11 protein-coding genes and 1 tRNA gene are annotated in these 14,796 nt (G+C 38.2%); 11 read left to right on the forward strand and 1 reads right to left on the reverse strand.

The window, feature by feature from the left end:
• Positions 1–28: 28 nt before the first annotated feature.
• The 11 genes from ybgC (at position 29) to IHV77_RS09350 (ending at position 12,861) form a co-directional block, all read left to right on the forward strand.
• Positions 29–439: a tol-pal system-associated acyl-CoA thioesterase gene (gene ybgC / locus IHV77_RS09300; protein WP_194811690.1), complete on the forward strand. Its 411-nt coding sequence runs from the start codon at positions 29–31 to the stop codon at positions 437–439.
• Between the two features lie 18 nt (positions 440–457).
• Positions 458–1,150, forward strand: coding sequence for a protein TolQ (tolQ, locus tag IHV77_RS09305; protein ID WP_194811691.1), 693 nt, complete (start codon positions 458–460; stop codon positions 1,148–1,150).
• Positions 1,151–1,227: 77 nt separating this feature from the next.
• Positions 1,228–1,647 (forward strand): colicin uptake protein TolR, encoded by a 420-nt coding sequence (tolR, locus tag IHV77_RS09310; protein WP_194811692.1) that lies wholly within the window; start codon positions 1,228–1,230, stop codon positions 1,645–1,647.
• A gap of 15 nt (positions 1,648–1,662) precedes the next feature.
• Positions 1,663–2,760, forward strand: coding sequence for a cell envelope integrity protein TolA (gene tolA, locus IHV77_RS09315; RefSeq protein ID WP_194811693.1), 1,098 nt, complete (start codon positions 1,663–1,665; stop codon positions 2,758–2,760).
• Positions 2,761–2,801: 41 nt separating this feature from the next.
• Complete coding sequence (gene tolB, locus IHV77_RS09320; protein WP_194811694.1) at positions 2,802–4,085, forward strand: Tol-Pal system beta propeller repeat protein TolB; 1,284 nt, start codon at positions 2,802–2,804, stop codon at positions 4,083–4,085.
• Between the two features lie 20 nt (positions 4,086–4,105).
• Positions 4,106–4,576: a peptidoglycan-associated lipoprotein Pal gene (gene pal / locus IHV77_RS09325; RefSeq protein ID WP_194811695.1), complete on the forward strand. Its 471-nt coding sequence runs from the start codon at positions 4,106–4,108 to the stop codon at positions 4,574–4,576.
• Between the two features lie 182 nt (positions 4,577–4,758).
• Positions 4,759–4,834, forward strand: a tRNA-Lys gene (locus IHV77_RS09330).
• 809 nt (positions 4,835–5,643) lie between these two features.
• Entirely contained in the window at positions 5,644–6,174 is a 531-nt protein-coding gene (locus IHV77_RS09335; RefSeq protein WP_194811696.1) for a toxin-activating lysine-acyltransferase, read from the forward strand.
• Between the two features lie 3 nt (positions 6,175–6,177).
• Positions 6,178–9,210, forward strand: coding sequence for an RTX family hemolysin (locus IHV77_RS09340; RefSeq protein ID WP_194811697.1), 3,033 nt, complete (start codon positions 6,178–6,180; stop codon positions 9,208–9,210).
• A gap of 67 nt (positions 9,211–9,277) precedes the next feature.
• Positions 9,278–11,401, forward strand: coding sequence for a type I secretion system permease/ATPase (locus IHV77_RS09345; protein WP_194811698.1), 2,124 nt, complete (start codon positions 9,278–9,280; stop codon positions 11,399–11,401).
• Positions 11,402–11,424: 23 nt separating this feature from the next.
• Entirely contained in the window at positions 11,425–12,861 is a 1,437-nt protein-coding gene (locus IHV77_RS09350) for an HlyD family type I secretion periplasmic adaptor subunit (protein WP_194811699.1), read from the forward strand.
• A 111-nt stretch (positions 12,862–12,972) separates the two neighbouring features.
• Here IHV77_RS09350 and ycaO read toward each other — a convergent pair whose 3' ends face one another.
• Positions 12,973–14,736 (reverse strand): 30S ribosomal protein S12 methylthiotransferase accessory factor YcaO, encoded by a 1,764-nt coding sequence (gene ycaO / locus IHV77_RS09355; RefSeq protein WP_194811700.1) that lies wholly within the window; start codon positions 14,734–14,736, stop codon positions 12,973–12,975.
• Positions 14,737–14,796: the final 60 nt, after the last annotated feature.

Genomic DNA, 14,796 nt, shown 5'->3' on the forward strand with positions numbered 1-14,796 from the left:
CTTCAAACTGTTGAAGAAGGAAAATGAAATGGATTCAAAGATTTTTCGTTTACCGGTGCGAGTTTACTATGAGGATACGGATGCTGGTGGTGTGGTTTATCATGCGCGCTACTTGCATTTTTATGAGCGGGCAAGAACGGAATATCTGCGAAAACAAGCGTTTTCTCAACAAAAATTATTGCAGGAACAACAAGCGGCATTTGTTGTCAAAACGATGGCGATTGATTATTGCTTTCCGGCAAAACTGGATGACTATCTTATTGTTGAAACAGAAGTTACCGCAATAAAAGGGGCAACGATTCTTTTTGAGCAACGACTACTGCGAGAGACAGTAATTCTATCAAAGGCTACTGTTAAGGTAGCCTATGTTGATCTGGGTAAAATGAAACCGATAGCGATTCCGGCTGAAATAAAAGCCACTTTTTCAAACAATATGTAACCTTTCTCGGAGTAGGTAATGACTGCAGAATTGAACTTCTTAGATCTTTTTCTAAAAGCAAGTATTGTCGTCCAACTTGTAATTGTGATTTTAATTTTATTCTCAATTATTTCTTGGGCTATTATTATTCAACGTAGCCGCATATTAACCGCCGCGTTAAAAGAAGCAAACACTTTTGAAGATCGTTTTTGGTCAGGTGAAGATCTCAATAAATTATATGAAGGTTTATCAAATCGCCGTGATGTATTAACCGGGAGCGAGCAGATTTTCTTTGTAGGATTTAAAGAATTTTCACGTTTAAAACAAGTGAATGCCGATGCGCCTGAAGCGATTATTAAGGGAACGACACGTGCGATGAATCTTGCGATGAACCGTGAAATAGAAAGCCTTGAAAGCCGAGTTCCGTTTTTGGCAACCGTTGCATCGGTAAGTCCTTATATCGGTTTATTCGGTACGGTATGGGGGATTATGCATGCATTTATGGCGTTAAGTGGTGCGAAACAGGCAACGTTACAGATGGTCGCCCCGGGTATTGCAGAAGCATTAATTGCAACGGCAATCGGTTTATTTGCAGCGATTCCGGCAGTAATGGCTTATAACCGTTTAAGTTTACGAGTGAATGCTATTGAACAAAATTATGGCAATTTTATTGATGAATTTACCACAATTTTACATCGTCAAGCCTTTGGTAAAGCTCCGCATTCTCATTAAAAAATAATCGGAGAATTAACCGCACTTCATACTTCACATAAAGTGCGGTCATTTTTAGTGAAGTTTTAGAGGAAAATATGACTCGTCGTTCACGTAAAGAAATTAAATCTGAAATCAATATTGTGCCGTTTTTAGACGTGTTGCTCGTACTTGTGCTTATTTTTATGGCAACAGCGCCGATTATTAGCCAAAGTGTTCAAGTTGAACTGCCGGATTCCGTGCAAAGTCAGAATGTGTCGAATGAAGATAAAACTCCGGTTATCTTGGAAGTATCAGGAGTGAGACAATACGCACTTTCCATTGGCGGAGAGCGTCAAGAAGGTTTAACGGAAGAGATGGTAACGCAGCTATCAAAGCAAGAATTTGATAAAGATAATAATACAATGTTCCTTGTTGGAGGAGCAAAAGAAGTGCCTTATGAAGAAGTGATAAAAGCATTGAATTTACTTCATTTGGCAGGCATTAAATCCGTCGGTTTAATGACAAATCCGATTTAGTGGGGTAGGTAAAACGTGCAGAATAATCGACAAAAAAAAGGTGTGAATGCGTTTGTCATTTCGATTTTTATGCACCTTGCCCTGTTTGGGTTGTTGATTTGGAGTTCTTTCTATCAAACCGTTGAAATAATGGGCGGTGGTGAAGGCGATGGTGATGCGTTAGGCGCAGTGATGGTTGACACTGGAAATGCCGCACAAGAGTGGGGGCGGATTCAACAACAGAAAAAAGGTCAAGCGGATAAGCAGAAAAAGCCTGAACCTGTTGTCGAAGAAAAACCTGTAGAACAAGAAGACGTTCTCCGGCAAGAAGAATTAAAACGCCAACAGGAACTTCAACGACAAAAAGAAATTGAGCGTCAGAAACAAGAAATCGCAGAAAAACAAAAACAGCAAGAAATTGCCCGTCAAGAAGCGTTGGAAAAGCAAAAACGTGCTGAAGAAGCTAAAGCGAAGCAAGAGGCTGAAACAGCGAAGTTGAAAGCCGAGGCGGAAGCAAAACGTTTGGCAGCCGCCCAAAAAGCGGAAGAAGAAGCAAAAGCGAAAGCTGCCGAAGCCGCTCAGAAAGCAAAGAAACAAGCTGAAGAAAAAGCAAAAGCCGAGGCGGAAGCTAAGGCAAAAGCGGCAGAAATGAAAGCAAAAGCCGAGGCGGAAGCTAAAGCAAAAGCTGCCACTGAGGCAAAAGCCAAAGCTGAAGCTACTGCAAAGCGTAAGGCTGATCAGGCAGCATTGGATAATTTCTTAAATGGTGGTGATATCGGTGGTGGTAGTGCTTCTAAAGGCGGTAATGGCAACAAGGGAGGCTCTCAAGGTCATGGAGCGGGATTAGGTGCCGGTGATGGCGGTAAAGTCGGTGATCAATATGCCGGTGTGATTAAAAAAGAAATTCAACGTCGTTTCTTGAAGGATCCGAGCTTTGCCGGTAAGGTGTGTCGTATTAAAATTCAGTTAGGTCGCGATGGCACAATTCTAGGTTATCAGAAAATATCGGGACCGGAAGATATTTGTACCGCCGCATTAAGTGCGGTTGCAAGAACAAAAAAAGTTCCTGCTGCGCCCTCTGATGCTGTGTACAATAAATACAAAGCTCCGATTATTGATTTTGACATTAAATAATGGGCTTGAAATAATAAATGAGTTTACTCAAAGGGAACAAAATGAAATTAATTAAAAAGCTTGTAGGCGTGTTTGCGGTTGTATTTGCCGTCGTAAGTTATGCCGTTGCGGAAGATGAGGTTCGCATTGTGATTGATGAAGGGGTGGACGGAGCCCGTCCGATCGCAGTCGTACCTTTTGCCGGTGTGGCACCGGAGGATATGGCTAAGATCATTTCTGATGATTTACGTAATAGCGGTAAATTTAACCCTATCTCAGTAAGTCAAATGCCTCAAAGGCCAACTTCAGCCTCTGAAGTTAATCCTGAGGCTTGGACTGCATTAGGGATTGATGCCGTTGTAGTAGGGCAGATAACTGCAACCGGTAGCGGCTATAATATTTCTTACCAGCTTGTTGATACTGTTGGTGCATCAGGTTCGGCAGGGGCTGTATTGGCTCAGAATAGTTATGTGGTAACCAACAAATGGTTACGTTATGGCGCACATACTGTAAGTGATGAGGTTTTTGAAAAATTAACCGGTATTCGTGGTGCTTTCAGAACTCGTATTGCTTATGTGGTACAAAAAAACGGTGGTTCACAACCTTATGAAGTGCGTGTAGCGGATTATGACGGTTATAACCAATTTGTAGTGAATCGTAGTTCCCAACCTATTATGTCGCCGGCGTGGTCACCGGATGGTAAGCGTTTAGCTTACGTATCGTTTGAAAATAGAAAATCACAGTTAGTCGTGCAAGATTTAGGTTCCGGTGCTCGTAAAGTTGTTGCATCGTTCCCTGGTCATAACGGCGCTCCGGCTTTTTCTCCGGACGGTTCGCGTTTGGCTTTTGCTTCATCACAAGATGGAACATTAAATATTTATGTGATGGGCGCAAATGGCGGAACACCAACACAATTAACCCGAGGAGCCGGCAACAATACCGAGCCTTCATGGTCTCCTGATGGAAATTCAATCTTATTTACTTCGGATAGAAGCGGTTCACCTCAAATTTATCGTATGAGTGCCAACGGAGCTGGGGCAACCCCGATTGGTGGACGTGGTAGTGCGCAGATAAGTGCTGATGGGAAAACACTTGTTATGATTAATGGCAATAATAACGTGGTAAAACAAGATCTTTCAACTGGTGCCTCTGAAGTTTTAAGTACCTCTTTCCTCGGTGAAAGTCCGAGCATTTCTCCTAACGGTATTATGATTATTTATAGTTCTACCCAAGGTTTAGGAAAGGTGCTACAATTGGTTTCTGCAGATGGTCGTTTTAAGGCTAGTCTTCCAGGAAGTAGTGGGCAAGTTAAATTTCCGGCTTGGTCACCATACTTAACTAAGTGAAATGTAATTAGGAGAATCTAATGAACAAATTTGTTAAATCATTATTAGTTGCCGGTTCTGTGGCTGCATTGGCAGCGTGTAGCTCTTCCAGCAACGATGCAGCCGGTAACGGTGCAAATAATAACGGTCAAACTTTCGGTGGTTATTCTGTTGAAGATCTTCAACAACGTTACAATACCGTATATTTCGGTTTTGACAAATACAACATCGAAGGTGAATATGTACAAATCTTAGATGCACATGCAGCATACTTAAATGCAACACCTGCATCTAAAGTTGTTGTTGAAGGTAACACTGACGAACGTGGTACGCCGGAATACAACATCGCTTTAGGTCAACGTCGTGCTGATGCGGTTAAATCTTTCTTAGCGGGTAAAGGCGTAGAAGGTAGCAAAGTATCAACAGTTTCTTACGGTGAAGAGAAACCAGCTGTGTTAGGTCATGACGAAGCGGCATACTCTAAAAACCGTCGTGCAGTGTTAGCGTACTAATCTTAAACTTTTTGGTTTTTATCACTAAAAGCAGCGTTTAAAAATAAATGCTGCTTTTTTAGTTTTATCGAATGTTGAGTAATTAAATTGTTTGTAATTCACTCAATTAATAAGAAAGATGCAAAATTCTACTTGCGTCAGAAAATAAAATCAGTATTATACGCACCATGTCAAGACGATATGGGTCGTTAGCTCAGTCGGTAGAGCAGCGGACTTTTAATCCGTTGGTCGAAGGTTCGAATCCTTCACGACCCACCAATTGTTCAATTCAACTTCCATCCTTTTATCAAAGCCCGATATTCCTTTAAGTTTATTTTATTATCAGGCGAGAATTATAGGCTTGTCTTTTATTTCAAAAAATATCTATTCTTAAAACTTGAGTTTCATTTAATCAAATTCATCAGGATTTACCGTTTTAATTTCGCCACAGGTAAGTTAATCTCCTTTTATTACGATTTAGCTTTCACTCGGAATAATGCTTTTAACCAAAAGCCTTTTAAACACCTCATTTAACGTTGCTAAATCATACAAGACCCCCACTGACTGCGAATAAAAAATGTTTTTGTTTACGAAATATTCATTACTAGCACTGACTTGCCAATAAATGAGTAATTCAACACAAATTTAATTACCATCTGTTCAATTTTTCATCGATCTGATTTTTGATATTAGGCATTCAACAATCTTGGTCTAGTTAGGCTCAACTCCAGTTTTCAAACGATAAAATGCATCTTCGATCATTCTTATTACTCTATAGATGCTAACTTTTAGCTTAAATGTTAATCATAATCAATTCCACTTTTTGATATATATCAAAAAAAAGTTATTTATATTCTTTTAACTAATAAAAAAGCTTCCTTTTCTTGAACTATTTCTGTAGATTGCACGGCGTTTTCACTTTCTTAATAGTTATTAATATTATAAAAATAGGAATTTTCGGTGTTAAATATCGATTTGATTTCTATATAACAGACAAAAAACTATTATTTCGTAATTTTCAATATAATAGTTTAACAAGTTTAGACTGTCATTTAAGTAATCTAAAATTTTTAAAAGGAGATAAATCATTGAGTGTTAATAACATAAATGCCCCATTTGAGACCTTAGGGCATATCGCTTGGCTGTGGGCAAATTCCCCACTACACCGAAATTGGTCACTTTCTTTACTCGCAATTAATACATTGCCTGCTATTCATCATAATCAATACGTTTTATTAATGCGTAATAATTTTCCTGTTGCATTTTGTAGCTGGGCAAATCTAAGTTTAGAAAATGAAGTGAAATATCTTGATGATGTCGCTTCATTATCTGCAGAAGACTGGAATTCCGGCGATAGAAAATGGTTTATCGATTGGATCGCTCCTTTTGGTGATAACGGGGCGTTATATAAACACATGCGCAAGCTTTTTGCACATGATGTATTTCGTGCTATCAGGATAGAACCTAATGGTAAAACAGGAAAAATAGTCGAGTTTCATGGAGGTAAAATTGACAAAAAACTAGCAAGTAAAATTTTTCAACAATATCACTTTGAGCTAATGAGTGAGCTAAAAACAAAACCGGATTTTAAATTTTCAATTCTTAAAGAAGGAGAATAGTATATGGCGAATCTACAATCAAAACTCGCTAATGTCAAACAAAGTGCAGCAGCAAAAGCTGCAGCAACTAAACAAGCACTACAAAAAGCGGCAGAACGTGCTAAGCAAGCCGGAAAAAAACTCATTTTATATGTTCCAAAAGATTATGAAGGACAAGGATCCAGCCTAAATGAATTAGTTAAGGCTGCAGATGACTTAGGTATTGAAGTTCATCGTTCAGAAAAAAATTCAACCGCTTTAGCTAAAGAAATTTTTGGCACCGGCGAACAATTATTAGGGTTAACTGAACGTGGTTTAGCGTTATTTGCCCCTACAATAGATAAATTATTGAGTAAATATAAATTTTCTAATAGTGCTGGGAACCTTGCTAACCATACCTCAAAAGCTGCAAGCGTATTATCTACATTACAAAATTTCTTAGGAACTGCGTTATCAAGTATGGATCTTGATGAACTAATTCAACGACGCAAAAATGGTGAAAAAATAGGCGACGAAGAATTGGCAAAAGCAAGCATAGATTTAATCAATCAGCTTGTTGATACCGCTTCTAGTATTGTGAGTAATCTTGATTCTTTTTCAAGCCAACTAAACAAATTAGGCGATGCGCTATCTCAAACTAAGCATTTAGGTAATGTTGGTAATAAATTGAAAAATTTACCCAATTTTGGCAATGTAGGTTCAGGGATTGAAGCATTATCCGGTGTTTTATCAGCGGTTTCTGCAGCTTTTATTCTTGCCGATAAAAAAGGAGATAAAGGCGCACAAGCGGCAGCAGGTGTTGAATTATCAGCTAAAGTATTAGGTAATGTAGGTAAGGCGGTATCTAAATATATTATTGCCTATCGTGTAGCAAGAGGATTATCTACCAGTGCTGCGAGTGCCGGGTTAATTGCTTCAATGGTGACTTTGGCTATTAGTCCTCTTTCTTTTCTCAATGTAGCCAACCAATTTGATCGAGCTAAAGAATTAGAAAAACTTTCGCAACGCTTTAAGAAATTTGGCTATGAAGGAGATGCTTTACTTGCCTCGTTTTACAGAGAATCCGGAACAATAGAAGCAGCCTTAACAACCATTAATACTGTAATGAATGCTATTTCGGCAGGAGTAAGTGCTGCATCAGCAGCTTCTTTAGTTGGTGCTCCTGTTAGCTTATTAGTTGGTGCGATCACAAGTATTATTTCCGGTATCCTTGAAGCATCAAAACAAGCAATGTTTGAGCATGTTGCAGATAAGTTAGCAAGTGAAATTGCTGAATGGGAGAAGAAAAATGGCGGTAAAAATTATTTTGAGAACGGGTATGATTCTCGACATGCCGAATATATAGCGGAAAAGGCTTTAGAAAAATTCTCAGAGCTTGCGAAGGAATATAAGACTCAGCGCTCCCTTGCCATTATTCAGCAACATTGGGATGAAAATATAGGAGAACTAGCAGGAGTTAGTCGAAATGGCGCACGGATCAAAAGTGGCAAAGGATATGCTGAATTATATGAAGACGGAAAAATCAAAAGTATGAATATAGATCAGTATAAACAAGTTGTTTTTGATCCATTAAAAGGAAATATTGCCTTACCGGATAGTGATAAATCGACTTCCCTGTCCTTTGTAAGACCAACCTTTACACCGGGTGAAGAAATTCGTTCAAGAAAACAAGAAGGTAAATATGAGTATATGACAAGCCTGCTCGTTAAGGGGGTTGATAGATGGGTTGTTACCGGGGTTCAAAGTGCAGCCGGTGTTTACGATTATGCTAATTTGATACAGTTTATGTATGCAGGTTATTCGGATTTAACCAAGGGGGGGCGACAATATCGCGAGCTCAAAATTGTATCAAATCTAGGAAAAAGAAATGATACGGTTTTTCTTGGAGCCGGTTCATCAGAAGTGAATGCAGGGGAAGGACATGATACCGTTTATTATAATAAAACGGAAACAGGCTATTTAACTGTTGATGGTCGAAATGCTACTCAAGCGGGGAATTATACTGTATCAAAAGGGTTGGGAGGAGATGTAAAAATTCTGCAAGAGGTTGTTAAAGAGCAAAAAGTTAGAAGAGGAAAATCAACTGAGACCTTACAATATCGTCATTATGAAATGACACATAGTCATAACCATTATTTAAAAGCTGTAGATAAATTAAACTCTGTAGAAGAGATCTTCGGTGGAATGAAGAACGATACTTTCTATGGTAGTAAATTTAATGATATTTTCCACGGCGGTAAAGGTAATGATGTGCTAGAAGGAAATGACGGCGATGATCGCCTCTATGGAGATAGTGGTGATGATATCCTCAGAGGTGGAAATGGTAATGACCGTCTTTCCGGTGGTGAAGGTAATGATAAATTGTTCGGAGGACAAGGAAACGATTTTCTTGACGGAGGAGATGGTGACGATGAGTTACAAACACTAGGTGGTAAGAATGATAAAAATATCTTACTAGGTGGAGCCGGTAATGATAAATTATACGGTAGTACCGGCGATGATTTATTAGATGGTGGAACTGGTAATGATATCATGTATGGTGGTTTGGGTAATGATATTTACCGTTATAAGGATGGTTATGGAAATCATATTATTGAAGATAATGGTGGTTATGATAAATTGAGTTTAGCTAACCTCACTTTCAGAGATGTGTATTTCCAAAGAGATGGAGATAATCTAGTTATGACTACAATGACACAATCTAGATCTACCATTACATTTAAAAATTGGTTTAAAAAACCAGACGGAGATAGTTCAGACAATAAAATCGAAGAAATTATTGATAAAGACGGAAGAGTTTTGACTCATCAGGAGCTTGATAAGTTTATTAATGATAGTGCTAAAGCTAAAGGAGGTAGTGATACGCATTTTTCCTGGTATTATACATACCCAAAACAAGAAGCTTTGACTTCATTAGGAAATGATATTCAAAAAATTATTTCTTCAGTCGGCAATTTTGGAGGCGATTCAGCTAAACCGGTCGCGGCTTCACTGTACTCTTCTATGCCAACACCATTTAATACTTATAATAATACCTTAGCTGCTTCGGCTGCTTAATCTTTTGTTAAATAAAGGCAATCCTGTTTTAGATAGGATTGCCCTTTTATTTGTTTAGGGAGACATAATGAATTTTACTGAACAGCAAGATTGCGGATTATATGCCTTACAAATTTTAGCTCAATATCATAATATTGCAATTAATCCGGAAGAAATAAAACATAAATTTGATCTTGATGGGAAAGGTTTAGATATTACGGCTTGGTTATTAGCGGCTAAATCTTTAGAACTTAGAGCCAAAAAAGTAAAGAAATCTATAGAGCGCTTAGACTTTATTTATTTACCTGCATTAATTTGGCGAAATGACGGTAAGCACTTTATTCTAACAAAAATTAATAAGGCAACGGATCAATATCTGATTTTTGATTTAGTACAACATAATGCTAGGATACTTACAAAAGAGGAATTTCAGCAAGCTTATGAGGGAAATGTAATTCTTATTACTTCTCGTGCCTCAATAATCGGAAAATTAGCAAAATTTGATTTTACTTGGTTTATTCCAGCTGTCATTAAATATCGAAAGATATTTATAGAAACGCTCGTTGTTTCTATTTTCTTACAATTATTTGCATTAATTACACCGCTTTTCTTCCAAGTGGTAATGGATAAAGTACTTGTTCATCGAGGGTTTTCTACCCTGAATATCATTACGTTCTCACTGGCAATCGTCGTATTATTTGAGATTGTATTAAATGGTTTACGCACTTATATTTTTGCTCATAGTACCAGTCGAATTGATGTTGAATTAGGAGCAAAACTTTTTCGACACCTACTCGCATTACCCATATCGTATTTTGAAAATCGTCGTGTTGGAGATACCGTTGCTCGAGTCAGGGAATTAGATCAAATTCGTAATTTTCTGACAGGACAAGCACTAACTTCTATTTTGGATTTACTGTTTTCCTTCATATTTTTTGCCGTAATGTGGTATTACAGCCCCAAATTAACACTTGTTATTTTATTTTCTTTACCTTTTTATGCAGGTTGGTCTATTTTTATTAGTCCTATTTTACGTCGTCGTTTAGATGAAAAATTTGCTCGAAACGCAGATAACCAATCTTTTTTAGTAGAGTCCGTTACTGCGATAAATACGATCAAATCAATGGCGGTTTCTCCTCAAATGACTCAAATTTGGGATAAACAATTAGCGGGCTATGTTGCCGCAGGCTTTAAAGTAACGACATTAGCAACTATCGGGCAGCAAGGAATCCAATTAATTCAAAAAGCTGTAATGGTCATTAATTTATGGTTAGGCGCTCATTTAGTAATATCCGGTGATCTGAGTATCGGTCAATTAATTGCATTCAATATGCTTGCCGGGCAGATTATTGCACCGGTAATACGATTGGCTCAAATATGGCAAGATTTTCAGCAAGTTGGTATTTCCGTTAGCCGTTTAGGAGATGTTCTTAATTCACCAACAGAAAGTTACCAAGGAAAACTTGCTTTACCGGAAATTAAAGGCGATATCACATTTCGTAATATTCTTTTTCGTTATAAACCCGATGCCCCTTTAATTCTAAATAATGTCAATTTATCTATTCAACAAGGGGAAGTAATTGGAATTGTCGGGCGTTCCGGTTCCGGAAAAAGTACACTCACAAAGTTAATTCAACGTTTTTACATTCCTGAAAACGGTCAAGTATTGATTGATGGACATGATTTAGCCCTTGCTGATCCAAACTGGTTACGCAGACAAGTTGGTGTCGTATTACAAGATAACGTACTTCTGAATCGCAGTATTCGTGACAATATTGCCTTGAGCAATCCCGGAATGGCGATGGAAAAAATTATCAGTGCAGCAAAATTAGCCGGAGCTCACGAATTTATTTCAGAACTGAGAGAAGGATACAACACTTTAGTTGGAGAACAAGGTGCCGGCTTATCTGGCGGACAACGACAACGCATTGCCATTGCAAGAGCATTGGTTAATAACCCTAAAATTCTGATTTTTGATGAAGCGACAAGTGCCTTAGATTATGAATCAGAACATATCATTATGCGTAATATGCATCAGATTTGTAAAAATCGAACGGTGATTATTATTGCACATCGTTTATCCACAGTAAAAAACGCAGATCGGATCATTGTAATGGAAAAAGGACAAATTGTAGAGCAAGGTAAACATAAAGAATTATTATTAAATCCTGAAGGCCTATACCATTATTTATATCAACTACAATCAGATTAAAATATATTATAAAGAGGAGAAACATGAAAACATGGCTAATGGGCGTTTATGAATTTTTCTTACGTTATAGAAGCATATGGCGTGATACTTGGAAAATTCGGCATGAACTTGATAGCCCGATTCGAGAAAAAGATGAACATGAGTTTTTACCTGCTCATTTGGAATTAATTGAAACACCGGTTTCAAAAAAACCAAGGGCAATAGCCTATTTTATTATGGCTTTTTTAGTACTTGCACTCATTTTATCTATTTGGGGGAAAGTTGAAATCGTTGCAACGGCAGGAGGAAAGCTTGTTTATAATGGGCATAGTAAGGAAATAAAGCCGATTGAAAATGCCATCGTCGATAAGATTCTGGTTCAAGAAGGGGATAAAGTGCAACAAGGAGATATACTCCTAAAATTAACCGCACTTGGTGCAGATGCAGATGCCCTAAAAACACATTCCTCTTTACAACAAATGAAGCTGGAACAATATCGTTATCAGCTTTTATCCCAAGCAATTGAAAAAGGTTACCTTCCCCCTTTTGAATTGCCTAAAGAGAGAATATTTGAAGATCTTGATGAAAATACGAAGTTAAGCTTGAAAAGCTTAGTTGAAGAACAATTTTCAACTTGGCAAAAACAAAAACGCCAAAAAGCGTTAAATTTAACAAAAAAAGAAGCTGAAAAACTTACCGCTTTAGCAAGAATAAAGCGTTACGAAGGAGTATCAAAAATTGAAAAAAGTCGATTAAATGATTTCAAAATTCTATTAAAAGAAAAATCAGTCTCTAAACATGCAGTTCTTGAACAAGAGAATAAGTATCTAGAAGCCATTAACGAGCTTGCTGTATATCAATCTCAGTTACAGCAAATAGAAAATGAAATTTTATTGGCGAAAGAAGAGTATGAGCTCGTTACGCAATTATTCAAAAATGAAGTATTGGATAAATTACGTCAGGTAACAGATAATATAAAAATCTCAAGGCTGGAGTTAGATAAAAATAAACAGCGCCAACAAGCATCCGTAATTAAGGCGCCTGTATCGGGCAAAATCCAACAACTTAAAACACACACTGAAGGAGGCGTGGTAACCACTGCAGAAACTCTAATGGTTATTGTACCTGAAGAGGACACCTTAGAAGTTGTTGCTTTAATTCCAAATAAAGATATTGGGTTTGTGAATCAAGGCCAGGAGGCTATTATAAAGTTAGAAGCATTTCCTTATACGCGTTATGGCTATTTAACGGGAAAAGTTAAAAATATCAATTTAGATGCGATTGAACATCAACAGCTTGGATTAGTGTTCAGTACAATTATTAGTATTGATAAAAATACTTTATTTGCAAAAGATAAAGAAATTGCTTTAACCTCCGGGATGGCTGTAACCGCAGAGATAAAAACAGGTATGCGCACAGTAATTAGTTACCTACTTAGTCCATTAGAAGAGTCCTTTAGTGAGGGGCTGCGTGAGCGTTAGGCTCTAAGGTCATTTCAGATAACTTGTTGAAGCAAAATAAATTGTTAGCACAAATGCTGATCCATTGATTATTATAGAAAAGGGCAAGTTTTTACTTGCCCTGATTTTTTTTTATTTCCAATTTTCACGCTTGGCTTTTTGTAACTTTTCGTAAGCATTTAGTAAGGCTTGATGTTCTTTGAAATTTTTCAATTCTTCATCGCTTGCGGATAAGTTATAGAACGGATTGCCTTCTTCAGCAACGGCAGCCCAAGCCTGTTGCACGGCATCTTTGCCATACATTTTTTCAAATACGGGGCGATATTGCGCAGGTTTGCGATTTTCGTCCAAATGTAACTCAATAACACTGATTAAAGCCCGATAATAATTGACACGTTCTGCGGTGAATACGGAACTATTCATATTCAATGTCCAATTTGCCCAGTCAAGTGCTTGTTCCAATTCGCCCACAGCGAGATGAAGCATGGATTTTAGTTCGCCTATGCGCAAGGTTGTCCAACCACTGTTTTTAGGGGCAACGATACCGATAAATTCACGAACACGGGTTGCATCATCAATACCTTGTGTGTCCAATTCTTCCAACAGTTCTTGGTAAGTTTCCGCATCATGATGCCAATTCGGTAAATCAAGTAAAATTTCGCGCCAGTCCATTCCCATATTGTTATTCGCATAAATAAGATCGTCGGCGGGATAAATATCGGACATACCCGGCACGATAATACGGCAGGCATACACATCCAGATGTTGATAATCCATAATGTACACTTCTTTATTTTCCCCACGGAAAATTGCCATAAGGTTGTTATATTCTTCTTGAGTTGTGCCGCTGAAGTCCCAATCGGCAAAGTCATAATCTGATTCTTGTTTGAACAGATCCCAAGAAATCAAGCCGCTTGAATCAATAAAGTGCGTTTCAAGATTGGCATGATCGGCAACATCATCATTATTGAAAGACGGTGGTGAAAACACATCTAAATCTTTCAAGCTACGACCTTGTAAAAGTTCCGTTACCGTACGTTCCAGGGCCACTTGAAAATTAGGATGCGCACCGAAAGAAGCAAAGCAAGTACCGTTATTTGGGTTTAATAACACAACACAGATGACCGGATATTTACCGCCTAATGAAGCATCAAAGGCATAAATCGGAAAGCCTTCTTCTTCCAATTTTGTAATTGAGGCTTGAATGGACGGAAAGCGAGCCATCACATCGGTGGGAATTTCAGGCAAACTGATTGCTTCTGCAATGATTTTGTTTTTCACATAACGTTCAAACACTTCGGACAAACCTTGCACACGCGCTTCAAATTTGGTGTTGCCGGCAGACATTCCGTTAGAGACATAAAGGTTTGCAATGATGCTTTGTGGGATATAAACGGTTTGGCTATCGGATTGACGCACATAAGGCAATGCCACAATACCGCGCGCATCATTACCGGATTGTAAATCTACTAATAATTCCGGCGTGAGTTCACTGTTGGGATCGAAATAGTTCAATAAATAATCGTCTAAAATGCCTTCCGGTAACATCGAGTCATCTTTGATCGGAAACCATTTTTCATTCGGATAATGTACAAAATCGCCGTTTGCAATGCTTTGCCCCAAATAGAAATCGGCGAAGAAATAATTGGTGGAAAGGCGTTCAAAATACTCGCCAAGGGCAGAGGCTAAGGCGGCTTTTTTGCTTGCCCCTTTACCGTTTGAAAAGCATTGCGGGCAATTTTTATCACGAATATGTACCGACCATACATTCGGCACAGGGTTGAGCCAAGAGGCTTCTTCTATATTAAAACCAAGTGCGGTCAATTTTTGTTGAAATGTTGAAATGCTGTCTTCCAATGCGGCATCTTTACCTGGAATAAAAGTTTGTTCGCTCATAATGGATCTCTATCAGAAAAAGAACGAGCATAATAGGGAAGTTTCTCGGGGTTATCAAGC

The sequence above is a fragment of the Rodentibacter haemolyticus genome (assembly GCF_015356115.1).
Taxonomy (GTDB): Bacteria; Pseudomonadota; Gammaproteobacteria; order Enterobacterales; family Pasteurellaceae; genus Rodentibacter; species Rodentibacter haemolyticus.

Excerpts from the sequence above, each read along its gene's own strand:
- ybgC (WP_194811690.1), top strand. The coding sequence starts at position 29 with ATGGATTCAAAGATTTTTCGTTTACCGGTGCGAGTTTACTATGAGGAT.
- tolQ (WP_194811691.1), top strand. The coding sequence starts at position 458 with ATGACTGCAGAATTGAACTTCTTAGATCTTTTTCTAAAAGCAAGTATT.
- tolR (WP_194811692.1), top strand. The coding sequence starts at position 1,228 with ATGACTCGTCGTTCACGTAAAGAAATTAAATCTGAAATCAATATTGTG.
- tolB (WP_194811694.1), top strand. The coding sequence starts at position 2,802 with ATGAAATTAATTAAAAAGCTTGTAGGCGTGTTTGCGGTTGTATTTGCC.
- pal (WP_194811695.1), top strand. The coding sequence starts at position 4,106 with ATGAACAAATTTGTTAAATCATTATTAGTTGCCGGTTCTGTGGCTGCA.
- IHV77_RS09340 (WP_194811697.1), top strand. The coding sequence starts at position 6,178 with ATGGCGAATCTACAATCAAAACTCGCTAATGTCAAACAAAGTGCAGCA.
- IHV77_RS09345 (WP_194811698.1), top strand. The coding sequence starts at position 9,278 with ATGAATTTTACTGAACAGCAAGATTGCGGATTATATGCCTTACAAATT.
- IHV77_RS09350 (WP_194811699.1), top strand. The coding sequence starts at position 11,425 with ATGAAAACATGGCTAATGGGCGTTTATGAATTTTTCTTACGTTATAGA.
- ycaO (WP_194811700.1), bottom strand. The coding sequence starts at position 14,736 with ATGAGCGAACAAACTTTTATTCCAGGTAAAGATGCCGCATTGGAAGAC.